The 23493-nt window shown below is 72.6% G+C and carries 22 protein-coding genes and 2 pseudogenes; 17 read left to right on the top strand and 7 right to left on the bottom strand.

The genetic code is table 11. The annotated features are described in order from the left end of the window. Positions 1-38 precede the first annotated feature (38 nt). The 3 genes from ACLZN2_RS44845 to ACLZN2_RS44835 all read right to left on the bottom strand — a co-directional run bounded on the left by ACLZN2_RS44845 (position 39) and on the right by ACLZN2_RS44835 (position 1676). Positions 39-623 carry a hypothetical protein gene (locus tag ACLZN2_RS44845; RefSeq protein WP_416985638.1) on the bottom strand — a complete coding sequence of 195 codons (585 nt, stop codon included), beginning with the start codon at positions 621-623 and terminating at the stop codon, positions 39-41. A gap of 165 nt (positions 624-788) precedes the next feature. Continuing rightward, positions 789-1088 (bottom strand): hypothetical protein, encoded by a 300-nt coding sequence (locus ACLZN2_RS44840; protein WP_416985636.1) that lies wholly within the window; start codon positions 1086-1088, stop codon positions 789-791. A 78-nt stretch (positions 1089-1166) separates the two neighbouring features. Further along, a complete protein-coding gene (locus ACLZN2_RS44835) occupies positions 1167-1676 on the bottom strand; it encodes a nucleoside-diphosphate kinase (RefSeq protein WP_416985634.1) in 510 nt (169 codons plus the stop codon). A gap of 406 nt (positions 1677-2082) precedes the next feature. Between ACLZN2_RS44835 and ACLZN2_RS44830 the strand changes: the two genes are divergently transcribed. The 5 genes and pseudogenes from ACLZN2_RS44830 to ACLZN2_RS44810 form a co-directional block, all read left to right on the top strand. Further along, positions 2083-2742: an NUDIX hydrolase gene (locus ACLZN2_RS44830; RefSeq protein ID WP_416985633.1), complete on the top strand. Its 660-nt coding sequence runs from the start codon at positions 2083-2085 to the stop codon at positions 2740-2742. Further along, complete coding sequence (locus ACLZN2_RS44825; protein WP_416985632.1) at positions 2739-3152, top strand: NUDIX hydrolase; 414 nt, start codon at positions 2739-2741, stop codon at positions 3150-3152. The genes ACLZN2_RS44830 and ACLZN2_RS44825 overlap by 4 nt, the downstream gene beginning before the upstream one ends. Before the next feature lie 38 nt (positions 3153-3190). Next, positions 3191-3556 (top strand): annotated as a pseudogene (locus ACLZN2_RS44820) (aminotransferase class I/II-fold pyridoxal phosphate-dependent enzyme); the annotation flags it as partial. 83 nt (positions 3557-3639) lie between these two features. Beyond that, entirely contained in the window at positions 3640-4194 is a 555-nt protein-coding gene (locus ACLZN2_RS44815) for a GNAT family N-acetyltransferase (protein WP_416985630.1), read from the top strand. 39 nt (positions 4195-4233) lie between these two features. Continuing rightward, a pseudogene (locus tag ACLZN2_RS44810) lies at positions 4234-4573 on the top strand (PLP-dependent aminotransferase family protein); the annotation flags it as partial. On the opposite strand, the gene ACLZN2_RS44805 reads toward ACLZN2_RS44810, so the two are convergent. Continuing rightward, complete coding sequence (locus ACLZN2_RS44805; RefSeq protein WP_416985628.1) at positions 4473-5378, bottom strand: hypothetical protein; 906 nt, start codon at positions 5376-5378, stop codon at positions 4473-4475. The pseudogene ACLZN2_RS44810 and the gene ACLZN2_RS44805 overlap by 101 nt on opposite strands. A 188-nt stretch (positions 5379-5566) precedes the next feature. On the opposite strand from ACLZN2_RS44805, the gene ACLZN2_RS44800 reads away from it, so the two are divergent. Then, the gene (locus ACLZN2_RS44800; RefSeq protein WP_416985626.1) at positions 5567-6070 is read left to right on the top strand and encodes an SH3 domain-containing protein; all 504 of its coding nucleotides are present in this window, start codon (positions 5567-5569) and stop codon (positions 6068-6070) included. A 90-nt stretch (positions 6071-6160) separates the two neighbouring features. Here the strand turns inward: ACLZN2_RS44800 and ACLZN2_RS44795 are convergent, their stop codons facing one another. Further along, complete coding sequence (locus ACLZN2_RS44795) at positions 6161-6601, bottom strand: hypothetical protein (protein ID WP_416985624.1); 441 nt, start codon at positions 6599-6601, stop codon at positions 6161-6163. 190 nt (positions 6602-6791) lie between these two features. Between ACLZN2_RS44795 and ACLZN2_RS44790 the strand changes: the two genes are divergently transcribed. From ACLZN2_RS44790 to ACLZN2_RS44775, 4 genes are all read left to right on the top strand, one after another. Next, positions 6792-7973, top strand: a complete 1182-nt coding sequence (locus ACLZN2_RS44790) for a PP2C family protein-serine/threonine phosphatase (RefSeq protein ID WP_416985622.1) — start codon at positions 6792-6794, stop codon at positions 7971-7973. A 92-nt stretch (positions 7974-8065) separates the two neighbouring features. After that, positions 8066-9268: a hypothetical protein gene (locus tag ACLZN2_RS44785; protein ID WP_416985620.1), complete on the top strand. Its 1203-nt coding sequence runs from the start codon at positions 8066-8068 to the stop codon at positions 9266-9268. 998 nt (positions 9269-10266) lie between these two features. Beyond that, positions 10267-14004 (top strand): hypothetical protein, encoded by a 3738-nt coding sequence (locus ACLZN2_RS44780; protein ID WP_416985619.1) that lies wholly within the window; start codon positions 10267-10269, stop codon positions 14002-14004. Between the two features lie 51 nt (positions 14005-14055). After that, on the top strand, positions 14056-14658 hold the full coding sequence (locus ACLZN2_RS44775; protein ID WP_416985618.1) for a Uma2 family endonuclease: 603 nt from the start codon (positions 14056-14058) through the stop codon (positions 14656-14658). Here the strand turns inward: ACLZN2_RS44775 and ACLZN2_RS44770 are convergent. Beyond that, on the bottom strand, positions 14655-14822 hold the full coding sequence (locus ACLZN2_RS44770; protein WP_416985617.1) for a hypothetical protein: 168 nt from the start codon (positions 14820-14822) through the stop codon (positions 14655-14657). The genes ACLZN2_RS44775 and ACLZN2_RS44770 overlap by 4 nt on opposite strands. Positions 14823-14954: 132 nt before the next feature. Here ACLZN2_RS44770 and ACLZN2_RS44765 point away from each other — a divergent pair, with 132 nt between their 5' ends. From ACLZN2_RS44765 to ACLZN2_RS44735, 7 genes are all read left to right on the top strand, one after another. Continuing rightward, positions 14955-16298, top strand: coding sequence for a helix-turn-helix domain-containing protein (locus ACLZN2_RS44765; RefSeq protein WP_416985615.1), 1344 nt, complete (start codon positions 14955-14957; stop codon positions 16296-16298). A 56-nt stretch (positions 16299-16354) separates the two neighbouring features. After that, on the top strand, positions 16355-17218 hold the full coding sequence (locus tag ACLZN2_RS44760) for a L,D-transpeptidase family protein (protein ID WP_416985614.1): 864 nt from the start codon (positions 16355-16357) through the stop codon (positions 17216-17218). A gap of 104 nt (positions 17219-17322) precedes the next feature. After that, positions 17323-18018 carry a response regulator gene (locus tag ACLZN2_RS44755; protein ID WP_416985612.1) on the top strand — a complete coding sequence of 232 codons (696 nt, stop codon included), beginning with the start codon at positions 17323-17325 and terminating at the stop codon, positions 18016-18018. Positions 18019-18032: 14 nt separating this feature from the next. Next, positions 18033-19904 carry a sensor histidine kinase gene (locus ACLZN2_RS44750; protein ID WP_416985655.1) on the top strand — a complete coding sequence of 624 codons (1872 nt, stop codon included), beginning with the start codon at positions 18033-18035 and terminating at the stop codon, positions 19902-19904. 77 nt (positions 19905-19981) lie between these two features. Next, positions 19982-20983: a permease gene (locus ACLZN2_RS44745; protein ID WP_416985611.1), complete on the top strand. Its 1002-nt coding sequence runs from the start codon at positions 19982-19984 to the stop codon at positions 20981-20983. Then, positions 20980-21798, top strand: a complete 819-nt coding sequence (locus tag ACLZN2_RS44740; protein WP_416985610.1) for a TIGR03943 family putative permease subunit — start codon at positions 20980-20982, stop codon at positions 21796-21798. The genes ACLZN2_RS44745 and ACLZN2_RS44740 overlap by 4 nt, the downstream gene beginning before the upstream one ends. Before the next feature lie 94 nt (positions 21799-21892). After that, on the top strand, positions 21893-22618 hold the full coding sequence (locus ACLZN2_RS44735; RefSeq protein WP_416985608.1) for a GAF and ANTAR domain-containing protein: 726 nt from the start codon (positions 21893-21895) through the stop codon (positions 22616-22618). A 73-nt stretch (positions 22619-22691) separates the two neighbouring features. On the opposite strand, the gene ACLZN2_RS44730 is transcribed toward ACLZN2_RS44735, so the two are convergent. Beyond that, complete coding sequence (locus ACLZN2_RS44730; protein WP_416985607.1) at positions 22692-23465, bottom strand: hypothetical protein; 774 nt, start codon at positions 23463-23465, stop codon at positions 22692-22694. Between the last annotated feature and the right edge of the window lie 28 nt (positions 23466-23493).

Genomic DNA, 23493 nt, shown 5'->3' with positions numbered 1-23493 from the left:
CGTGCCCACCCCCTTGGTGGTCTCCGTGGTGATGGTCCCTACCGGATTGGCGCGGCTTGCTGTTCGCGCTCCTTGCTCTCCTTCTTGGCGGCCTCGAAGGCGGCCGTGAAGTCAGCCAGTTCCTGCTCCGTCATCAAGGTCACGCCGAGCGCCGTGGCGACATCGGTGATTTTGGCCTCCGCCTCGGCGCGGGTGGCGTCCGAGGCGCCGTCCTCCAGCAGGATCTCGAACTCGGCGTGGTAGCCCCACGCCTCACTCCACTTGACCGCGATCTCAACGCCGTCGAAGCGGAAGTTGTGACGGAAATTGAACGCTTCGTGCATCGTCGTCTCGAACCCGAGGGCGTTGAACACCTTCACCGCAGAGGGAACGTCGGCGGGGGCGATGGCGAACTCGGTCTCCGCGAAGGCCGCGCCCTGCCCGATCTTGCTCCCCTTGAGGGTGATCTTGGCGGTGCCGGCGGCGGTGTTGTCGGTGACCTTCAGGAGCTGGTCGGGGAGTACGTAGAAGTAGATGTGCTTGTCGTCGGGGCCCAGGTCTTCCCCGTCCGCCTTCAGACGGGTGACGAGCTGGTCGTGGATCTCCTTGGTGAAGCGGGCCCGCATCTCGATCTCGACGGCCACGGGGCTGACTCCTTGTTTCAGGCATGGCGAAGCCAGCCGGACCCTGCCGTGCGGGGGCCTGTCCGGTCGGGCGACGCTATGGGATTGGTGGTCGAGCAGGGGGGNGGGGGGGGGGGGGGGGGGTTGGGGGGGCCCCCCCCCCCCCCCCCGGTGGAGCGGTGGATGTCAGCCGAGGGTGCCGAAGCGCTCCTCGACGACGCCCGAGTGCAGGTAGGTCGGCAGCTGGACGCCTCCCACCGACGTGCGGCCGGTGGCGACCTGCTCCTCCGTCTCGCTGGGGAAGCCCTCAAGCAGACGCAGGCACTGCTGGGACCACTCACGCGACGCGGGCCAGTCACCCAGGTCGCGGTGGCGCACAGCCAGGACGTACGCGGTCTCGGTGGCTGCCCACCGGTCTGTCACCAGCTCACGCTGGTAGATCGACTCCAGTTCGTCGGTGGAGGCTAAGCGGGTCGGGTTGGCCATGGTGCCCTCTCGGATCAGACGGTTGTGCCAGTGGTGATCAACGCCCCGGCGTCCCTGCGGTGACGCCGTGACCCGCTGCTAGTACGTGTAGATCTCGGCCAGCGTCTTGTAGTCCTGCAGCTCGTCCTTGCCGAACCACAGCTCCACCTCCTGCTTCGCTTCCTCCGCGTTGCCGGAGGCATGCACGAGATTTGCGACCGCCTTGCCCGAGGCGATGCTGGCGGCGGAGCTGTAGTGCGAGAAGTCGCCCCGCACCGTGCCGGCCGGAGCCTGGTTGGGGTACGTGCTGCCGACGATCTTGCGAACGGTGGCGATAGCGTCGAAGCCCTCCAGCACCAGAGCGATGACCGGCCCCTGCTGCATGAACGTCGCCGTGACGTTGTAGACCTCCGAACCCAGCCGCTCCTCCAGGTCGAAGTAGTGCCGACGGGTGAACTCCTCGTCCATCCACTTCATCTTGGTGCCGACGATCTTCAGCGCGGCGTCCTCAAATCGAGTGATAATCCTTCCTGCCAGGCCACGAGCCAGCGCATCGGGCTTGAGCAGGACGAGCGTGCGCTCGACAGTGTGTGCCTGAACCTCGGCCATTGACTCCCTTTCGCCTTGCTAGCAACGAACATGACGGACGATCAGCCGTCATCTGCTGAGGTTACCGGCGCTGGCAGGGCGGTTCGGGCGTGCGGGCAATGCCCCGGACGGGTGAACGCTTGCTAAGGGGCGGCCGATTAGCCGACCGAGAGGCCCGATCCGGCCAACTTCTCTGTCTCCGCTATCCGCTGGGGGTACGCACCTAGAATCTCCCTGTGGTCGTCTGGCGCTTTCGCGCCTCTCATGCGCATCCCAGGGACTGAGCCTTCGGCGGGTGATCCCTTGGCCCCTGGTGACTCCGATTCTTCCGGGGCTCTTCTCGCGTGACCATGAAGTGACAGTGCAGTGGGAGTGCACTTTCGGCGCGCGGATTCCTGCACCAGGGCGGCGACGAGGGGGCAGTTTTTTGGACGTGATCGAGCGCTGGAGCGGCCGGTACGCCTGCCTGCTGCAGTCCGCCCTACGGCTCAGCAACGAACAGTTCGCCGCCCACCTGGGCATCGCCGTGAGGACGGTGGCCGCCTGGCACTCCGACGCGTCCGTCGTGCCTCGTAGGGAGATGCAGCAGCTCCTCGACACGGCCCATGAGCAGGCTCCTCCGGCTGCGCGACAGCGCCTCGCGCTCCTGCTGGAGAAGGAACGGGCCCCAGCGGACTCGACGCCCCCAGGCGCGCAGGCGCTGCGGGTGGCCATCGCGGTGGTCGTCCGCGACAGCGATGTCCTCCTGGTGTGCCGGCGGGACGACGACGCTGCCGGAATCACGTGGCAGTTCCCGGCTGGGGTCATCAAGCCGGGAGGCAAGGCGGAGACCACCACCGTGCGGGAGACCTTGGACGAGACAGGTGTCCACTGCGCCGTCCGGCAGCACCTCGGGAACCGGCTTCACCCCGTGACCGGCGTGTTGTGCGAGTACTTCCTATGCGAGTACTTGGCAGGTGAGGCCACCAACAGCGACGCGGCCGAGAACATCGACGTCATGTGGGTGCCCAGAAACGCGGTGCCCCGCTTCATTCCCGTCGATACGATCTTCCCACCTATCCTGGCCGTCCTGGAGGAACAGCTGTGACGCAGCAGAACACGGACGAGCGGCCAGCCATCGCCGCTGCCATCGTCGTGAACGAGGGGTGTGTGCTGATGGTGCGCCGCCGGGTCAGCGAGGGACAGCTCTCCTGGCAGTTCCCGGCCGGAGAGGTTGAGCCCGGCGAGGCCCGCGAGGACGCCGCTGTGAGGGAGACTCAGGAGGAGACCGGGCTGACCGTGGCGGCTGTGAAGCTGCTCGGCGAGCGCGTCCACCCGAAGACGGGTCGGCTGATGTCGTACACCGCTTGCGAGGTGCTGGGCGGTACGGCCCACGTCGCGGACACCGAGGAGCTGGCCGAACTGGCTTGGGTCGCCCATGGCGAGATCCCCGAGTATGTGCCGTACGGACTGTTCGAGCCGGTACAGGAGTACCTGGACGCGGCCCTCATCTCCTGACTGCCCCCAGGGGCGAGAGCACGCTGTGTCGTGAGCCGGTGCCGCTGGCGGGGCACGCCGAGGGCGGGGTACGGCCCGACGCGTTGCGTGCCGCTCATCGCGCCGCCCCGCTCTCCGCGCTCTACCTCCAGTCGACCCTGTACAACCCGACCTCCGTGACGATGACTGAGGGGCGGAAGCGGGAACTCGCACGCGTCGCAACAGACTTGGGGATTCCGGTTGTCGAGGATCGCATCTGGTCCTTCCTCCATCCCGACGCCGTTCCCTTCGCCGCCCATGCCCCTGCCCTCACCCATGTCGTCGACGGGCTGTCCAAGCGGGGCGCGCCGGGGCTGATGGTCGGCTTTCTCGTCGTACCGGAGCAGCGGGTGGAGGCCGTGGCGGCCGTGCGGTCCGGTGGGTGGAGGCGGCCGTGCGGTGGGTGGAGGAAGGCGGCAGCCCGTGAGTGCGGCGAGCGTATCCGCGAGACCATCCGAGGGGGCACCAGATGACGCAGAAGGGAACCATCACGTTCGAGCGCCTGGACGGGCCGGCCGCCAAGCAGGCCGAAGACGCGTTCCGGCTGGTCTATGCCGAGGTGTTCGCCGAGCCGCCCTACAACGAGAGCGAGGGGGACGTCGCTGCAACCTTCCGGCGTTTCCGTTCACAGACCCGCAAAGCCGCCTTCCGCGCTGCCCTGGCCCGTACCGAGGGCGGCGAACCGGTCGGCATCGCCTACGGTTACCCGCTCAGCGCGAACACGGGATGGTGGGATCAGCTCTCCGAGCCGGTGCCGGACGACATGCGGCGGGAGGACGGACACCGCACGTTCGGACTCATGGAACTTGCCGTGCGTGAACCGTGGCGGGGGCAGGGCGTCGCACGGCGACTGCACGAGACGCTGCTCGACGGGCTCGAGGTCGAACGGGTGCTGCTCAACGTCCACCCCGAGAGCAAGGCGGCGTCGGCTGCGTACCGCGCGTGGGGGTATCGCAAGGTGGGCGAGGCGCAACCGTGGGAGGGCGCCGACCTGCATGACGTGATGCTGCTCGCCTTGCGCTGATGCCGCTCTCCCGCGACCGGTCGCGCCTGATCTCTGGACCCGCAGGATCGGGTGGAGGCCGTGGGGGCCGCCGTGCGGTCCGGTGGGTGGAGTGCGGGGCGGTCGCGGTGGAGGCGGCCGTGCGGTGGGTGGAGGAGGGGATCGTGGAGCGGCTCGTCGAGGACAAGCGGGCGGATGCGGCGCGGCGGCAGGCGCTGCTCGCCGAGACGCCGCGCACAGCAGTGCCGTCACGCCGGGCACCGCCTTCGCCGTGGGCCCGCGCCGTACCCCGGACGCGGTCAGGCTCGGGCTCGCGTCGGCTCCGGAGGCGGAGTTGCGGCGGGCGCTGCGGACACTCGCCGCAGTCGCAGCAGCCGGGCCTCCCGCAGGTACCCGGTGAGCCAGGCCGCCGCGGCCACCGTGAGGCCGATCACGAGGAGCAGCCAGGCGGCCGTGCGCAGGGTGGTGGTGAGGGCGTCGTAGACCGCGGCGGCGGCCGGGCGGTGGGTCTGGTCGGGCAGGTCGGAGAGGGTCAGTTGGCGGCCGATGGCGACCGCGAGGCCGAGGAAAGCGCCGCCGAGCGCGGTGCCGAGGGCCGTCGCGGTGATCGCGCGGCGCCGGCAGGCGGCGACGGCGATGCCGGCCGCGGCGAGGACGACGGCCGCCAACGGCAGCCAGAAACCTGCGACGTCGAGCACGTGGTAGCCCTTCCTGAGGGTGGCCAGTTCGTCGGGCGGGAGCAGGGCCACCCGGGTGTGTTCGATCGGGATGCGCTCCGCGAACGGCACATGGTCGAGGGTCATCTGGTGCTTCAGCGGGGTCGTGACGGCCGCCAGGTCCACCGTGACCGGGGCGTCGGCGGGGCCGGCGCGGTCGTCGGTCAGCGCCCTCATCACGGCCGTGTGCGCGGCCTCGTTGCCCGCGTCCCACGCGGTGCGGTAGGCGCGGGTCGCGGTGAACGAGCGCACCGCGTCCCGCATGAACAGCGGGCTCATCCCGGACTCGCGGGCCACCCCGTCGCCCACCGTGTCCGCGACGGCGTCCCGCACGGCGGGATCGGAGGCCAGCGGCGCCATCGCGGTGACATAGCTGCGGGTGTCGGTGAGGCCGTACGCCGCCCAGGCCGCGAGCGTGCCGAACGGCACCAGCAGGCAGGACAGGGCGATCAGGACGGCCGACAGGGCGGTCCGCAGGCTTCGGGACACCCTCCCAGGCAACGGGCCGTACACGGGTGTCGCCAGCGGGCCTGAGCCGTACGGGTGCCCCCTGGGCCATCCGGATGACGCCGTACGGGTGCCCCTGGGGCGGCCGGGATGCGTGGGGTCCGTGGGGCCTCCGGTGGAGGGTTCACCCGAACGGGTGTTTCCTGGTTCTGGGGAGAAGGAGGCCGATCATGCGCACCACTCCGGCCCTGCGGACTCTGGCCGCGGCCCTGCTCACCGGTGGCACCCTCGCCGCGACCGCGGCGGGAACCTCGGCGGCGGCAGCCCCGCCGACCAGCGGCGACGGCGGACCCATCGTGGGCACCGTCGTCTCCCGCACCGACCTGAACGTGCGACAGCAGCCCACCACCCACTCCGCCCTCGTCGCCAGGCTCGAACCCGGCACCCACGACCTGGTGCAGTGCAGGGTCAGGGGACAGAGCGTCGACGGCAACCCCTACTGGTACTGGCTCTACGACACCCAGGGCTGGGCCGCCGCCGCCTTCGTGGACGTCCGCGGCGGACGTGTACCGGACTGCGCCGACCCGTGCCCGCAGTGGAAGAACGGGGACTGGACCAACTGGGACGACCCGTTCACCAACAGCTCGTTCAGCTTCTCGGCCTCCGGCTCGTTCAGCTTCTCGGGCTCCTGGACCTCGTCGGGTGGCTGGGAGTGGATCCCGGCCGACCGGTGAGTGGAGGGATGAGGGAAAGCATGGGCCCCGGCGTACAACGCCGGGGCCCATGTGTGTGCCGGTCGTCCGGCGGGCGGTCAGCGGATGCGGTCATCGGATGCGGTGTCCCGCCGCGTCCTCGTGCGTGTAGTAGTGGAAGAACAGCACGGCGAACGTGACCGTGCCGATCACCGATCCCATCCACACGGAGCTCAGGATGCTCGCGTCGGTGTTCGCGTACAGGAAGCCGAACGCACAGCCCCCGAACACTCCCCACAGCACGGCGTGCAGTTCGCGAATCATGTGCGGGGCCAGGGCCGCCACGCCCATCCACAGGGCCGCGAACACGATGGTGCTCACGAAGCCCAGCAGGAGGTTCCAGCCGGTGATGGGGCCGCCGGAGCGGTTGTTGGCCGCCACCCAGTAGCCGTAGACGAGTCCCATGCCGACGGGGACCGCCCACCGTGCGATCCGGTGGGTCCGTTCGCTGAAGATGTCCGGTGTCCTGGCCGGCCGGGCCGGGGTCCGCACCGCGGGTGCCGCATGAGCCATGAGAGCGCTCCTCTCTCTCCTCGCCCCCGCCTTCCAGGGCACACCTGGGCGCGGGCGGTGGCAAGTCGGATGCGCCGGGTACTTCGGACACATCGGGTGCGTCGAGTGCGTCGAGTGCGTCGCGTATGTGCGGGTACCCGCGTTCCGGGGCCCGGATGCGGGGTGTGCCGCCGCGTGTTTCGCTGACCTCATGGAGCGGGACACCCGCCGCCTGCGGGCCCGGCGCCGGGACGTCCTGCAACGCCACCAGCTGCTGCAGGTCCGGGGCCGCAGCGTCACCTGGCTGGTGCCGCTGGTGGTGCTCGTCGCCATCACCTACGCCGACTTCAACTCCACCGGCGAGTTCCGGATCGTGTCGTGGTGCGTGTTCGTCTCCGCGATCGCCTCCGCGCTGTGCGGGGTGTGGACGACGGCCCTCTTCGCGGCCCTCGCCCTCGTCGTCTTCGCCGTCAGCGACGCCGCCTGGCCCAGTGAGTACCGGGAGGGCCCGGCCGACTTCGTGCTCGTCCTCGTCGGCGGGGTGCTGTCGGTGCTCGCCTCCTCGCTCCGGGTGCGCGGGGAGCGGCGGATGCTGCACATGATGGACATCGCGGAGACGACCCGGCGTACGGTGCTGCGCCCGCTGCCGCCGCTCTTCGGCGGCCTCGACCACGCGTCCGAGTATCTCGCCGCCGACGCCGACGCCCGGGTGGGCGGCGACTTCTACGACATCCAGCCCGGCCCGCACGGCACCCGTGTCCTCCTCGGGGACGTCCAGGGCAAGGGGCTGGGGGCGGTGGAGGCGGCGGCCGCGCTGCTGGGCACGTTCCGTGAGGCGGCGTACCACGAGGCGGACCTGGCGGTGGTCGCCGCACGCCTGGAGATCCGCATGCGGAGGCACCGGATGCACACCGTGGCCCTCGGCCGCGACGACGGCGACCGGTTCGCCACGGCCGTCCTCGTCGGGTTCCCCGCACGGGAACGGGGGGTGGTCGAGGTGGTCGGGTTCGGCCACGAGCCGCCACTGGTGGTGGGCGGGGCGGGGGTACGGCCGCTGCCGTGCGGGGAGGGGCTGCCGCTGGGGCTCGGGGATCTCGTGGGGGTGGGGGCGGAGGCGGGCCCGGCCGTGCTGCGGGTGGCGGTTACCGCCGAGGAGACGTTGTTGCTGGTCACGGACGGGGTGACGGAGGCACGGGACGCGGCCGGGGAGTTCTATCCGCTCGCCGAGGAGGTGGCCGGGGCGGTACGGCGGGACCCGCGCACCGCCCGGCCCGACCGGCTGGTGGCCTTCGTCCGGGAGGGCACGCTTCGGCACTGCGGGGGGCGGCTCGCGGACGACACGACGATTTTCGCGGTACGGCGGGCGGCGCGAGGCGACCAGGACGGGCCCTGAGGCCCTGTAGGGGGACGTTTGTCGGCCTGAGGCAGACCTTTGCAGCAGCAGCGGTTACGGTGCTGAGGTACTGATCGACAGGGGGAGGGACCATGCCCGGAACCGTGCTGCTGCTCGCGGCGTCGCCCGTGGGCAAGGGGTGTCTGGTGGACGCGGCGTCCGTCCTCCCCGTACTCGCGGCCGTGCCGCCGGCCGTGCTGGCCGGTACCGACACCGCCAATGTCGTCGAGCTGGCCGATCCGCTGGAGCCGCAGGCCGTGCTGACCCGGCTGCGGGCCGCCGCGGCGGCGGACGGGCCGCTGACCGTGTTCGTCACAGGGCAGCTGCAGCTCGACCGGCGGCAGCGTCTGCCGCATCTCGCGCTCGCGCGTACGACGCCGTCGACCGTGCGGTACACCGGGTTTCCCTGGCACTGGTTCCGGGAGGAGCTGCGGTTGCGGGCGGCCGGGACGACGACCGTGGTGGTCGATCTGCACGCCGACGCGGAGGCGTGGGGGTGGCTGCGGGGGCATGCGCTGGAGTGCGGGCCCGCGGTCGCGGTGTACGGGAGGGTGGCGCCGGCGCCGGGGCGGCGGACTGTGGGGTCGCCCACGTACATGAAGGCGGTCGCGACGATTTTGCGGAGTGGGGGGCGGCCGGGGGCCGAGCAGTTGCATCAGCTGGCGTTGGGGCGGATCGCGGGGGAGGGGGAGGTGGGGGATCTGGTGTTGTCCGGTGGGGGTGCCGCCGGTGGCGGTGTCGGTGTGGGTTTCGCCCCCGCCGCCCCTTCCCGTCCCGTCCCTGGGGGCTATCGCCCCCAGACCCCCGTGTCGGCCCTGAACGGGCCTCGTCCTCAAACTCCCCCAGAGGAGGGACCCCCGGACGGGCTGGGAGTTGATCCCCACGCCGCCATCTCCACCGCCGTTCAGGCCGGGCGGCATGGGGATGCCGATGTGCTGGCCGCGCGGTGGGAGCAGGCGGCGGTCGTTTCGCGGGGGGTGGGGTCCGAGGAGGCGTTGCACTGGGCCGAGGTGCGGGCCGATCTGGCGATGTTCGCGGGGGACGCCGAGCGGAGCTGCCGTACCTGGATGGCGGTCGCCGCCGCCAGGCTGGCCGCCGGGCAGCCGGTCGACGCGCCCGCCGTCGAGGCGGCCGTGGACCGGGCGCACCACCAGTGGGGCCGGATAGCCGACTCGGCCCGCGCCCGCGACCTGGGCCCCGCCCTCGCGGACCTGCGCACCCGTGTCCCGGGCCGCCGCGAGGGCGCCCTGGACCACGTGCAGCGCCAGTTGCGGCAGCTCCAACTGCAGTCCTGAGCCCGGCGCATGGTGCGGCCGCCGACGGATGATGGGGGGAGATTCCGTCGGCGGCCGCGGCTCACAGGGGGATCGGCGATCAACTCCAGGCGTTGAAGGTGATCCCCGACGGCTTCGCCTTGTTCAGCGTGCCCCGGAAGCGGTCGTTCTTGTCCTGGAGGGGGAAGTTGGCCTGGCCCCAGTCGGAGTTCGCCAGGGCGTTGAAGGCCGTGCGGTACTTGCTCCACAGGGTGTCGTAGGGCGCGAGGGCCGGGCGGTCCCAGCCGCCGTCGCCCCAGGCCTCGGCGCGCTCGCCGAACGCACCAGCCGCTGCCCCTGTCGCACTTGGACCGCGAGTAGGTGTTGGCCTTGGACGCAGCTGTCGGAGTCGTAGTCGAACAGCGGCTGGAACATCTCCTGCTGGCCGGGCGGCGAAAGCCGAGCCATCCGGTCACAGTGCGGCGGCAGCTTGAACACGCGCCCGTGGGCCACGGCCCACCGTCGCCGGGAGTGGCTCGGAGACGTAAAACACTGCGTGGAGACCATGTAGGACCTGGCTTGTCCGGGCGATGGTCGTTGAAGCGCGGACCGTAAGCCGCCGAGCTTGTGGGCGGTACGGACCTCCGTCCGGAAACGGGCGGAATGCTGAGAGTGCTTAGGCTCTGAGCAACGGTTCAGGATCGCCGCGTGGGCGCTGCCGGTCAGGCCGACGGCGGCGGCCCTGCCGAGGCGGGACGCGGCGGCCTTGGCGAGGCGGGACGTACGGACGTGGGACTTGTTCGTGAGTGCCTGGGACATGCGGGGTGTTCTCCAGTTGCTCGGCCGGTGGGGCGATGTCGAGCGTGGCCGCCGCGGAGTTGATCGGCAGCTCCTTTCGTCACCGCAATCAATTACGCGGGCGGGATGAGGGGTTGTTCGCCGGGAGTCCACCGGTACGTCACCCCCGTTCCGCGCGCAGGCCTTCCACCGGATCGCGGCGAACCGTAGGTTGGCGACCCTGATCAGGAACAGGGGGCCCCATGGGACGTCCCGAGCGACCGCTGGACCCCGAGGCCGGTCCGGTGCACCGTCTCGCGCACGAACTGCGCGAGCTGCGCAAGGCCGCCGGTGCCCCCTCGTACCGCACGATGGCGAAGACGGCCGGCTTCTCCGCGACGACGCTGTCCCAGGCGGCCGCCGGGGAGCGGCTGCCCTCGCTCGCGGTGCTCCAGGGGTATGTGCGGGCCTGCGGGGGCGATCCCGGGGAGTGGGAGGCGCGCTGGAAGGACGCGGAGGCCGAGCCGGCCGAGGCCCCGGCCGCCGGGGAGGGGGACGCGACCCCGCCGTACCGGGGGCTGGCCCGTTTCGAACCCGACGACCGTGCGCTGTTCTTCGGGCGGGACGGGCTGGCCGAGGAGGTGCGGGAGCTGGTGTGCGAGCACCGGTTCGCGGTGCTGTTCGGCGCCTCCGGCAGCGGCAAGTCCTCCCTGCTGCGGGCCGGGCTGATCCCCCGGCTGCGGGAGGAGATCGCCGGGCGCCGTACCCCGGCGGTGCTGCGGGTGCTGACGCCGGGGCCGAGGCCCGCCGCGACGTACGGGCAGCTGCTGGCGCCGGCGGAGGGGGAGCCGGAGAGCTGGGTGGTCGTCGACCAGTTCGAGGAGGTGTTCACGCTCTGCCGGGACCCGGCCGAGCGGGCCCGTTTCCTGGAGCTGCTGCTCGCCGCCCGTGCCCCCGCCTCGCGGCTGAAGGTGCTGATCGCCGTCCGCGCCGACTTCTACGCGCGCTGCGCCGAACACCGGGAGCTGGCGGACGCGTTGCGCCGCTGCGCGCTGCCGATCGGTCCGATGACCGCGGACGGGCTGCGGGAGGCGGTGGTACGGCCCGCGCAGGCGGCCGGGCTGCTGGTCGAGCGGGAGCTGACCGCGCGGATCGTCGAGGAGGTCCTGGACGAGCCCGGCGGGCTGCCCATGCTCTCGCACGCCCTGCTGGAGACCTGGCGGCGGCGCAGGGGGCGGCTGCTGACGCTGGCCGCGTACGAGGCGGTCGGCGGGGCGATCGCGGCGAGCGCGGAGGAGGTGTACCGGCGGCTCTCCCCGGAGCAGGCCCGCAGCGCCCGCCGGCTGCTGCTGCGGATGGTCGAGCCGGGGCAGGGCACCCCCGACACCCGGCGCCCGCTGTCCCGGGCCGAACTCGCGGCGTACGCCGACCCGGAGGCGCCCCTCGTCCTGGAACGGCTGGCCGGTGCCCGGCTGCTGACCGCCGACGAGGACGGCGTCCATCTCGCCCACGAGGCCCTGATGACCCGCTGGCCCCGGCTGCACGGCTGGATCGAGGAGGACCGGGAACGGCTCCGGCACCACCGGCGGCTGACGGAGGCGGCCCGTGCCTGGCTGGAGCACGACCGCGATCCCGGCGCGCTGTACCGGGGCGTCGGGCTGGCCCGGGCGGAGGAACTGTTCCCGGACCATGCCACCGATCCCGCGCTGACGGCCGCCGAGCGGTCCTTCCTGGGCGCGGCCTGCGCGGCGCGGGACGCCGAGCAGTCGGCCGCGGTCCGTGCCCGGCGGCGGGGGCGGCTGCTGGTGGGCGCGCTGTCGGCGGTCCTCGCGGTGTGTCTGGTGGTGGTTCTGGCGGCGGTCGAGCAGCACCGGGACAACGCCCGGCAGCGCACACAGAACACCGCCCGTCGGATCGCCGCCGTCGCCGACGGGCTCAGGACGACCGACCCGCGGGCCGCGCTGCTGCTGGGCGCCGCCGCCTGGCGGATCGCCGAGCTGCCGGAGACCCGCCGGACCCTGCTCGGCTCGCTCGCGCAGCCGGAGCCGGACGCGTTCACCGACCCCTCCCCCGGATACGCCAAGCAGCGCTTCCTCGTCGACTCGGGGCGCACCCTGCTCGCGGTGGGGGGCCGCGCCTGGCAGACCTGGGACGTGACCACCCGTCGCCGCACCGGACGCGGCACCCTGCCCGGCGGCGACGCGCTCGCGGCGGGACCGGACGGCCGGATCCTCGCGCTCGCGGGGGAGGACGGCGTACGGCTGTGGGACACCACCGCCGGCCGCTGGGCCACCGCCCGCCCGGCCCCGTACGACTTCGACCTCGGGATCGCGCCGGGGGGCCGCAGCTATCTGCTCGGCCGGGTCTACGAGGACGGGGTGCAGCTGCGGTCGGTCACCGGCGACCGGCTGCTGTTCGAGACCCGGGACGCGGACCGGGCGAACGTGCTGCCGAGCGCCGACGACCGGAAGGTGGTCGTCTGCCCCACGCGGGGCGCGCCCCAGGTGTGGGACACGGCCGCCCGCCGCCCCCTGCCCGGCGCATGGCAGAAGGCCGGGTCGATCTGCGGCGACGACTCGTCGATGGTGGTGTACGGCTACGGCGGGGCGGATCGTTTCGCCGTGGTCACCGAGACGGGTGTCCGGGTCTGGGACATCCCCTCGCGGCGCCTGGTCGCCGAGATCGCCGACCGGGGCGTGGGGCGCGCCTCGCTCAGCGCGGACGGCGCGTTCCTGGCCGTGGCCGGCACCGACGAGATCCGTGTCTGGCGGCTGTCGTCCCCCGGCGCCCCCGTCTTCCGCCACCCCTTCAACAACCAACACCTGTACGACTGCCTCGCCTGGGACCCCGGCCGGCCCGTCCTGCGCTATCTCGAAGGCGGCACCGTCCACACCCTCGACCTCAGGACGGCGACGACGACGCGCTGGCGTGAGCACCCGTTGGACGGCGTCCTGCTGAGCCCCGACGGCACGACCCTCGCCACGGCGCAGCGCTCCGGCAGCCACTACACCTTCACCCTCCGGGACCCCCGCGACGGCCGTCTCCTGCGCACCCTCCCGTCCCCTCCCCCGCCCGTGTCGCACGACCCGAGCCTCCCGGTCGTCCCCCGGGACACCGCACCCCTCATGACGTTCAGCCCCGACGGCGGCTCCTTCGCCTACGGCGTCTCGGTGGCCGGGCGGCAGTCGTCCCCGCAGCGCTTCACCGTCTGGGACACCCGTCGGGACCGGCGGCGCACCACCCTGGACCTGTCGACGTCCGCGTCCGCGACCGCGGTGGTCGCCCTCGCCCTGGACTCCGGCGGCCGCACCCTCTACACCACCCGCACCCCGGACATCGGCACCCTGAGCAACGAGGCCTGGGACACCGCGAGCCGGCGCCGCCGGGACGCCGTCACCGACTCGGCCCTCGCCAGCTACCACCTCGCCGTCCGCCCCGACGGCGGCCTCCTGGCCGGCGACAACCGTGTGCTCCGGCTGCCCGCCGGCCCCGTCCTCGCGCAGGACCTGGTCCAGGGCGAGGAGATCAACGCGCTCGCCTTCAGCCCCGACGGACGGGTCCTCGCGGCGGGCGACAAGACCGGCCGGGTCGCCCTGTGGGACGGCACCCTGCGCCATCGCGCGGCCGTCCTGCGCAACGTCTTCCCCGCCCCCCTTGCCGACAACGCCCCCGAAGCGGTCGGCGCCCTCGCCCTCAGCCCCGACGGCCACACCCTCGCCGTCGGCGGCGACGCGGGCACCCTCCAGCTCTGGGACACGGCCACCCAGCAACCTTTGGGCGGCCCCCTCCCCACCCCCGGCGAACCGATCTCCTCCCTCGCCTTCACCCCCGACGGCACCACCCTCTACACCACGGGCACCCACGTCCCCGTCCAGCACTACGACCTCGACCCGGCACAGGTGACCGCGCGCGTCTGCGCGAGAGCGGGCGACGAGGACCTGACGAGGGAGGAGTGGCGGACGTACGTACCGGAGGTGGCGTACCGGAGGACGTGCGGGTAGGGGCCGGGGTTTTTGTCTACGCTGGTGAGCGGCGACCAAGGAGACGACGGTATGACCGAGCAGACCCTTTACCAGCACTTGCGCGAGATGCGGGAACACCTCACGCCACCGCCCGGGTTCACCTATCCGGAGATCAGCGAGGGGACGTTCGTCATGATGATGAGCCCGCGACCTCGCCACCAGGTCACGGCCAAGGACATCACCCGTCAGCTCGACCCACAGTTGCCCGAAGGGCTCTTCACCTTCGAAGCGACGGACACGGACGACGAGGGTCTCGGAAAGCTCCGCATCCCCGACATCATCGTCACCACGCGCGAGGCGATGCTGACCGACGGCCCGCTGGATCCGCGCGAGATCCTGCTCGCCGTCGAGATCATCTCCCCGTCCAACCCCAACAACGACTACAAGGACAAGTCCGCCGACTACCCCGCCATGGGTATTCCCCACTACCTGATTGTCGACCCTCGCGACGGCACATGGACCTACCAGTGGGAGATCGGCAAGTGCAACGGCCGACCCGCCTACGAGAACCGGCTGCACCAGCCGTACGGCAAGACCGTAGTCATCGCCACAGAACTGGGCGAGTGGACGGTGGAGACCGGTGACCTCCCCCGTTACAGCGCGAGGGATATGAGGCGCCCGTACGGGTCTTAGCGGCCCCCGGCCTGTTCCTGATGCTGCTGGGCCGTCGGTGGGGTGGGGGTCGCTCGGGCCGGGATCACGTTGGCCGCGGTGATCAGGGTGGCGGCGGCCAGGACGGCGGCGGCGAGGGCCCTGGCGTAACGGTGTCCGTGGTGGGGGGATGTGGGTCCGGGCACGGCAACCTCACAACTTCGGCGGACTACGGCTCACGACACTCATGTATTAAGCATGCTTAATTCGCCGTTTAACCTAGAGGCTGCGACACTCCAACGGCAAGAGGGCCAGGGGGAGTTGGGGGTAAACAGGACGTGGGAGAACGGGACGAACCGGAGGTCATCGGGCGGCGCGTGCAGCGGTTGCGCGTCGAACGGGGACTGACGCAGCGGCAGTTGGCGGAGCCGACGTACACGCCCGCCTATGTGTCCACGCTGGAGGCGGGGCGGGTGCGCCCCTCCGACGACGCGCTGCGACACATCGCCGAGCGGCTCGGCGTGGACTTCCAGGAACTGGCGACCGGGCGTTCCGCACGCCTCGTCACCGATCTGCGGCTCCGCCTCACCGAGGCCCAGCGGGCGCTCGCCACCGGCGAGGCACAGGAGGCCGCCGCCCTGTACGCCGTGCTGCTCACCGAGGCCGAGGAGCACGGGTTCGCCGAGGAGCAGGCCGGGGCGCTGCTCGGGCTCGGCGAGTGCGAGATCTCCACCGGCGACCTGGAGAAGGCCCGCCAGTACTTCGAGCGCGCCGAGGAGTGCCTCGGCGACGCGCCGCTGCCGGTCCGGGTCCCCGCCCTGCGCGGACGCGCCCTCGCCCACTACCTCGCGGGCGAACTCCGGTACGCCGTCTATCTGCTGGAGTCCACCCTCGACGAGCTCAACCGGGGCGGACTGCACGACCCCGACGCGCTGCTCCTGCTCTACGCCTCCGTCATCGGCCCGTACATGGACATGGGCGCGCACGCCCGCGCCGCCCAGGCCGCCGAGTTCGCGCTCGCCCTCGCGCCGCAGGTCGCCGACCCGGCGCTGGTCGCCCGTATGCACCGCTCCGTCGCCCGTACCCTCCTCGCCGAGGGCCGGCTCGCCGAGGCCGACGTCTCCCTCGCCAAGGCGGCCGAGCTCTACCGCCAGCTCCAGCTGCGCACCGAACTCGCCAACTGCCACTGGATGCGCGGGTACGTCTACGCGCAGAACGGCGAACTGGAGCGTGCGGAGGAGGAGTTGAAGCTGGCGCAGGACATGCTCGCCGCCCAGCGTGCGACCCTCTACGGCAGCCAGGTCGCCGTGGAGCTGGCCGACGTGCTGCACCGCAGGGGCCGCTCGGAGGAGGCCGCCGCCCTCCTCCACGACGTCCTCGGCGACCTCTCCTCCGAACGCGGCGCCGTCCACTCCGCCGCCGCGCACCGCCTGCTCGGCATCATCGCCGAGGACGCCCGCGACACCGAGGCGGCCGAGGAGCACTACGTCCGCGCCCTGAGCCTCCTGGAACGCGCGGGCGCGGCCGGTGACCTCGCCGACCTCTGCCGTCTGCTGGGGGATCTGCTGCGGCGCACGGGACGGGTGGAGGCCGCCCTGGACGCCTATCGCACCGGCCTGGGCCACCGCACGGCCCCGGGCACGACCACCCTGGGCCCGGCCCCGGCCCAACCGCCGCTGTAACCGACCGCGCTCGCGAACCTGACGAGTTCCTCACAGGTGTCGGCCAGGGTCGAAGCATGATCCGACCCATCCGCCGCAACGCGCCGCGACCGGCGGCGCTGTGCGTCCTCGTAGCGGCCCTGGCCGTGTCCCTCATGCTCACCGGCTGCGGGGGCGGCGGCGCGCAGGCCTCGCCCGGACGCACGTCGGCCGTGCCGTCCGCACAGGGCGGGGCGCCGTCGTCCCTGCCCGAGGTCTCTCTGAAGGAGGCCCGGCAGAAGTCGCAGGAAGCGGCGCAGGAACTGGCGCGGGAACTGGCGCAGGAAGTGGCGCAGGAAGTGGCGCAGAAACTGCCGCAGCAGCTTCCGGGGCTCGGGCCCGAGACCCTGGCCGAGGTGCCGGCCGGGACCCGGCAGGTTGTCGTGGTGACCGGCCGCGACAAGGACTCGTCGCTGTCCACCGTGGTGCTGTACGAGCGCACCGAGGCGGGCTGGAAGGCCGGGGCGAGCTGGTCCGCGCACAACGCGCGCGATGGCTGGAGCGACCACCACATGGCCGGTGACCTGCGCTCACCCATCGGCGTCTTCGGCCTCACGGACGCCGGCGGGCTGCTCGCCGACCCCGGGTCCCGGCTGCCCTACGACCGCTCCGGCGCGTTCACCGTGTCCGGCACGGGCTTCGAGGGAGAGTCGCTGGCGGGCTCGTTCGACTACGTGGTCGCCATCAACTACAACCGTACGCCGGGCACTTCGCCCCTGGACTGGACCCGGCCGCTCGGCACGGGCCGCGGCGGCGGCATATGGATCCACGTCGACCACGGCGGGCCCACGCACGGCTGCGTCAGCCTGCGCAAGGACCGTATGAGGGAGCTGCTGCGCGCACTGGACCCCGCCCTGCACCCCGTCGTCGTCATGGGCGACGCCGACTCGCTGAGCCGCTGAGCCCACGGCACGGAGATGTCAGGAAACCGTGAGCATGTGGGAAGCCTCTCAAGCCTCTCCAACCGGCCGCCTTCGAACGCAACCCTCCGCTTAGCATCAGCCGCGTGTGCGCATACGTACTGGTGGCCGAGGACGACGAGAAGCAGGCGGAGCTGATACGCCGTTCCCTCCTGAAGGAGGGGCATACCGCCACCGTCGTCCACGACGGTTCGGCCGCGCTGGAGTCGGCCCGCCGGCACCGGCCCGACCTGGTCGTCCTGGATCTGATGCTGCCGGTCATCGACGGGTACGGGGTGTGCCTCGAACTGCGCCGCGACGACGACATCCCCGTGCTCATGCTCACCGCCCGCTCCACCGAGGACGACGTACTGCTCGGCCTGGAGCTCGGCGCGGACGACTACATGACCAAGCCCTACAGCCCGCGCGAGCTGATGGCCCGTATCCGCACGGTCCTGCGGCGCAGCGAGCGCGCAGCAGGCCGGAGCGAGGACCGTGTCGTACGGGCCGGGGGGATCGCCGTGGACCTCCTACGGCACGAGGTGCGCTGCGACGGCGCGCTCGTCGAGGTGACCCCGGCCGAGTACGAGATCCTCCTCGCCATGGCCTCCGAGCCCGAACGGGTCTTCTCCCGGCGGCAGTTGCTGCAGTGCACCCGGGGCTTCGACCGGGCCTCCACCGAGCGGGCGATCGACGTGCACATCATGAACCTGCGCAAGAAGACCGAGCGGGACCCGCGCAGACCGGTCCGGCTGCTGACCGTCTTCGGTGTGGGCTACAAGCTCAGCGGCGACCGCGCGTGAGCCGCGTGAGCCGCGTGAGCCGCGGCATCCCGCTGCACAAGCGTCTCCTCGTACGGCTGATGATCACCTCGGTCCTCATCGCCCTGTGCTCCGTCGCGGCGACCGCCTGGCTGGCCGTGCAGACCACCACCCGCGCCCTGCGCGAGGAACAGGGACAGGTCCTCGCCGACGACATGGACATCCTGCAGCGGCTCAGCGGGTACGCCGCCGCCCATGCCGACTGGGGCCGGGTCGACGCCACGGTGCGCGCCCTGTCCGCGAAGACGGGCCGGCGTATCGCACTGACCACCGTGGACGGTTCGGTCATCGCCGACTCCGCCGCGCACGGCACCTCGCTGCCACCCCGGGCGGCGGCGACCGTCGACCCCCTGCACACCGACACCTTCACGGACCCCGGTGAGCAGAACAGCGGCGTCGATCCGCGGGCCGTCGGGCCGTTCCGGCTGACGGCCGGCGAGCGCACCGAGTCGCACCGCCTGGCCGAGAAGCAGCAGGAGTGCCTGTCCCGCGGCGGCCTGCGGACCACGCTCGTGGAGACGCCCACCGGGCGTTCGCGGCTCGTCGACGAGGAAGGAGAGACCGTCCTCGGTGTCGACCAGGAGCAGTGCGCCGGCGAAAGCATCTACGCGCCGATGATCACGGAGCAGAAAGCCGTGGACGCGCTGACCCGGGCGGCCCGGTCGTGTCTGACGCGACAGCAGGTGAAGCTCGACTCGCCCCTCTTCGTCAGGACCAACCCCTGGGACCGGACCCTGCGGCCCCGGGCCGTCTACGAGCGGTACAACGACCGGCAGGACACCGCCACCGGCCGTGCGGCGCAGGGCTGTGTGGACAGCGCGTTCCGCGCTCAGCTCGACCCGTACGTCGCCCCCGCGGCCGAGCTGTTCCTCGGCACGGGGGACACCGTCGCACCCCGCTTCGACATGTCACCGGCCAACAAGGCCAAGGTCGTCGGCGCCGCCGGTCTGGTCCTCGCCCTCACCGTGGCGGTGACCGCGGTGGTCGCCACCCGGCTCGTCCGGCCGCTGCGCGCGCTGACCCAGGCGGCCCGGCAGTCGCCCGAGCTGCACCTGCGCGTCCCCGTCACCACGCGGGACGAAACCGGCATCCTGGCCGAGGCGTTCAACGACCTCGCCGACCGCCGGGAACGTCTGGAGACCCAGCGCAAGGCGCTGATCAGCGACATCGCCCACGAACTGCGCACCCCGCTCACCAACATCCGCGGCTGGCTGGAGGTCACCCGGGACGGCACGGTCGACCCGGACCCGGACCTGCTCGACTCCCTGCACGAAGAGGCGCTGCTGCTCCAGCGCGTCATCGACGACCTCCAGGATCTCGCGGCCGCCGACGCGGGCACCCTCCGTCTGCACCCCGAATACGTGCTCGCCGACGAACTGCTCGCCCAGGTCGCCGCCGCCCACCGCGTCGGGGCGGACACGGCCGGCGTCACCCTGCTGACGAAGGCCGACGACGCCCTCTGGCTGCAGGCCGACCCCGTCCGGATGCGGCAGGCGCTCGGCAACCTGGTCTCCAACGCGATCCGCCACACGCCGGCCGGCGGCACGGTCACCCTCACCGCGCGCGGCGAGCCGGCCCAGGACGCCCGGGACGGCCGGGATGCCCGGGACGGTTGGGCCGAGCGAGCCGTCTTCGAGGTGGCCGACACCGGCAGCGGCATCCCTTCCGAGGATCTGCCCCACGTCTTCGACCGGTTCTGGCGCGCGGAGAAGTCCCGCAGCCGCCGCACCGGGGGCAGCGGGCTGGGCCTCGCCATCGTCCGCCAACTCGTCGCCGCCCACGGCGGAACGGCCGAGGCGGCCAGCGAACCCGGCGTGGGCTCGGTGTTCTCGCTGAACCTTCCCACGCGGCACACGGGGACGGACTGAACCGCCCGGCCGGAATCACAGGTTCCACCGGGGTGGGTCCCGGGCCGTGCACAGGGTGCGTCGCTAGCGTCCCGCGGGTGTTGAGTCAACGGGCGGTCGGCGACGGGCTGCGAGTCGTCGTGCGGGCGCTCGTGTACGCCGTGCTCGGTGGGGCCGCGCTCGTCGCCATCGGGACCGTCGTGTCCGTGCTCGGGCCCCTGCTCGCGCTCGATCTGTACACCCCGCCCGTGGCCGCCTGGTGGACCGTGTTCACCGCCGTCGCCGTGCAAGGGGTGCCGTTCCTGCTGCTCGGTACGGTCGTCTCCGCGGCGATCGGCGCCTTCGTGCCCGAGCGGGTCCTGAGACGGCTTCTCCCCGCCAACCCCGCCCTCGCCGTCCCCGTCGCCGGTGTCGCCGGTGCCGTGCTGCCGGGCTGCGAGTGTGCGTCCGTGCCCGTGGCGGGGAGCCTGATGCGGCGCGGGGTCGCCCCGGCCGCCGCCCTCGCCTTCCTGCTCTCCGCCCCCGCGATCAACCCCGTCGTGCTCGTCGCCACCTCCATCGCCTTCCCGGGGCGACCGGAGATGGTCCTCGCCCGGCTCCTCGCCTCCCTCGCCACCGCCGTCGTCATGGGCTGGCTGTGGGCGCGGTTCGGGAGGGAGGAGTGGCTGCGGTTGCCGAAGCGGGAAACCCCCGACGCCACCGGCCCGCGTGCCTTCCTCATCGGACTCCAGCACGACTTCCTGCACGCCGGCGGCTTTCTCGTGCTGGGTGCCGGGGCCGCCGCGACCTTCAACATCGCCGTCCCCCGGTCCGTCCTCGACGTCTTCACCGGGTCCGTCTGGATCGCCGTACCGCTGCTGGCCCTCCTGGCCGTCGTGCTGTGCGTGTGCAGCGAGGCCGACGCATTCGTCGCCGCCTCGCTCAGCGCGTTCCCGGCGACCGCCCGGCTGGCGTTCATGGTGGTCGGGCCGATGGTCGACCTGAAGCTCCTCGCCCTCCAGGCGGGCACCTTCGGCCGCTCCTTCGCCGTCCGGTTCGCCTCCGTCACCTGGCTGGTGGCCGTGGCGGCCAGTGTGCTGGTGGGGTGGTGGCTGCTGTGAGGCGTCACGGACCGACGGTCCTCCTCCTGCTCACGGGAGCGGCCGTCCTGCGCATCACCCTCTTCAGCGACCTCTACCTGCGGTACGTCCAGGCGGGCCTGCGCCCCTACCTGATCGTCTCGGGGGTGGCGCTGGTGCTGCTGGGCGTTGTGACGCACCTGGCTGCGGGCAGTCGTGCCGCTGGGGCGATGGAGGTCCCCCCGCTCGAGCGAAGCCGAGAGTGGGGGAGGGTGGGCGCAGCGGCACCCCGCAACCGCGAGCAGGAGCAGGAGCAGGAGCAGGAGCAGGAGCACGAGCACGGGCACGGGCACAGTCACGGCCCCCGCACCGCCTGGCTCCTCACCCTCCCCGCCCTCGCGCTCCTCCTCTTCCCGCCCCCCGCCCTCGGCTCCTACAGCGCCGGCCGCGAGGCCGCCCAGCGGGCCGCGCAGGGCGTCGGGACCTTCCCGGCGCTCCCCGAGGGCGACCCCCTGACCCTCACCGTCGCCGAGTTCGGTTCCCGCGCGATCTACGACAGCGGCCGCTCCCTGAAGGGCCGTACCGTCCGGCTCACCGGCTTCGTCACCCGAGGCGACGACGGCGCCTGGTACGTCACCCGGCTCGTCGTCTCCTGCTGTGCCGCCGACGCCACCACCGGCAAGGTCGAGATCCGGGGCGCGGACGACGACGCCCCGCCCACCGACACCTGGGTCACCGTCACCGGCACCTGGCGCCCCAAGGGCACACTGGGCTCCGACGCGGCCTGGCCACCGGTGCTCGATGCGGCGGAGGTGACCCGGGTGAAGCAGCCCGCGGACCCGTACGAGAAGCCGTAGAAGCTTCGGGAAGTGCCGGTTCCGCCGGTCGGCGGAGGGTACCCGACGAGCGCGGGGAGCCGGCCGACCGGCCCCACGCGCGGAGGTGGTCGCCGTGTCCGACCGTGAGCGCGAGCGGATCGCGGCGGTGCTCGCCGACGCGGTGCGCGATGCCGAACCGGCCGACGTGCCCGAGCGGCTGTGCGCCGCGGCGGTGCGGCTGCTGCCGGTGAGCGGGGCGAGCGTGGCGCTGTGGGGCGAGGGGCTGCCCGTACCGCTGAGCGCGAGCAGCGCACGGGCCGCGCAGCTGATGGAGATGCAGGCCACCCTGGGCGACGGGCCCTGCCTGCGGGCCGCCGAGACCGGTGCGCCCGTGTACGCCTGCGATCTGACGACCGGCCGGGACGCCGTCCGCTGGCCCGTGTTCGCCCAGCAGGCCGCGGCGGCCGGGGTGCGCGCGGTGTACGCGCTGCCGCTCGGCGACCGTATGGCCTGCGTGGGCACCCTCGACCTGTACCGGGACGTCCCCGGTGAGCTGGCCGGGGACGAGGTGCGTACGGCACGGCTCGTGGCGGACGTGCTGACGGCGGCCCTGATGTCGCTGCCGCTCGGGGAGGACGAGGGGCTGCGCCCGCCCGGTGAGGAGCCCTGGCTGAGCGCCCTCGCCACCGACCACGACGTCGTCCACCAGGCCGTCGGGATGGTCATGGCCCAGCTCGGCGTCGGCGCCGACGAGGCGCTGGCCCGGCTGCGGGCGCACGCCTTCGCACACGACCGCACGGTCCTTGACGAGGGCCGGGACGTGGTCGGCCGACGCACCCGTTTCGACGACCGCGACTGACACGACCGCGACTGAGACGACCGCGACCGAGACGACCGCGACCGAGAGGCCCAGGCGATGCGCTCGGCTGCCGTCAGACCTGCACCTTCCCCTGCTTCCGCACATCCGCCAGCCGCCGCACCCCCAGCTGCACCGCCGCCTGCGTCGCCTCGTTCGGTACGTCGCCCAGGCCGCCGTTGGTCAGGGCGAACCCGTCCTCGCCCGCCCGTACGGCCGCCACGTCCAGCGCGAGGACGGTCGGCTCCCCGCCGGCGTTGTCCTCGGCGGTCCCCCACAGCGTGAACGTCACCCGCAGCCCCTGCCTCGCGTCCCCCACCTCCGGCAGCGGCAGGTCGGTCACCTGCACGTCCTCCACCGTGTCCTCGCCGGCCGTGGCCGTGAACCGGGCGCACTTCTGCGGCAGCGACCTCAGCCAGGCCAGCGTCCGGTCCACGTCCGCCGGGCCCCGACCGGTGAGCTGGTAGCGCAGCTGGGCGGCGGCGTCGGGGTCGTCGAGCCCGACGACCGCGCGGGCGGGGGCGCCGAACAGCTCGTCGGTGTAGAGCGCGTCGAGCAGCTTCTGGCACTCGGCGACGGACGTGCTCGCCTTCAGCAGCCCGTCCCGCCAGGTGGCCGCGCCCCCGGTCGGGAGCCAGGGCGCGCCGAGGTCCTCGGGGGTGATGAGCGCGTCCTGCGCCTGGCTGTCGCTGAGGACGCGCGGGGCGGCCGGCGCGGCGGACTTGCTCGCCGACGTCTGGGCGGTCGGGTCGGCGGGGGCTGCCGTCGGCGGATGCTCCAGGCCGAGGGCGGCGCACCCGGTGACGGTCGTCAGCAGCAGGGCGGAGGCGAGGAGAACGCGACGGGCCATCGGGGGTGCCTCCTGACGTGGGGATACG

Origin of the sequence: Streptomyces sp. T028 (genome assembly GCF_048159505.1) — a bacterium.
Taxonomy (GTDB): Bacteria; Actinomycetota; Actinomycetes; order Streptomycetales; family Streptomycetaceae; genus Streptomyces.
The sequence above is the reverse complement of the archived record's forward strand: the minus strand, read 5'-3'. Positions and strand labels throughout refer to the sequence as shown.

Bases quoted from the DNA above. Each gene is read 5' to 3' on its own strand.
- ACLZN2_RS44780 (WP_416985619.1), top strand. From the start codon at position 10,267: ATGGGACGTCCCGAGCGACCGCTGGACCCCGAGGCCGGTCCGGTGCAC.
- ACLZN2_RS44760 (WP_416985614.1), top strand. From the start codon at position 16,355: ATGATCCGACCCATCCGCCGCAACGCGCCGCGACCGGCGGCGCTGTGC.
- ACLZN2_RS44730 (WP_416985607.1), bottom strand. From the start codon at position 23,465: ATGGCCCGTCGCGTTCTCCTCGCCTCCGCCCTGCTGCTGACGACCGTC.
- ACLZN2_RS44785 (WP_416985620.1), top strand. From the start codon at position 8,066: ATGCCCGGAACCGTGCTGCTGCTCGCGGCGTCGCCCGTGGGCAAGGGG.
- ACLZN2_RS44835 (WP_416985634.1), bottom strand. From the start codon at position 1,676: ATGGCCGAGGTTCAGGCACACACTGTCGAGCGCACGCTCGTCCTGCTC.
- ACLZN2_RS44775 (WP_416985618.1), top strand. From the start codon at position 14,056: ATGACCGAGCAGACCCTTTACCAGCACTTGCGCGAGATGCGGGAACAC.
- ACLZN2_RS44790 (WP_416985622.1), top strand. From the start codon at position 6,792: ATGGAGCGGGACACCCGCCGCCTGCGGGCCCGGCGCCGGGACGTCCTG.
- ACLZN2_RS44800 (WP_416985626.1), top strand. From the start codon at position 5,567: ATGCGCACCACTCCGGCCCTGCGGACTCTGGCCGCGGCCCTGCTCACC.
- ACLZN2_RS44815 (WP_416985630.1), top strand. From the start codon at position 3,640: ATGACGCAGAAGGGAACCATCACGTTCGAGCGCCTGGACGGGCCGGCC.
- ACLZN2_RS44840 (WP_416985636.1), bottom strand. From the start codon at position 1,088: ATGGCCAACCCGACCCGCTTAGCCTCCACCGACGAACTGGAGTCGATC.
- ACLZN2_RS44795 (WP_416985624.1), bottom strand. From the start codon at position 6,601: ATGGCTCATGCGGCACCCGCGGTGCGGACCCCGGCCCGGCCGGCCAGG.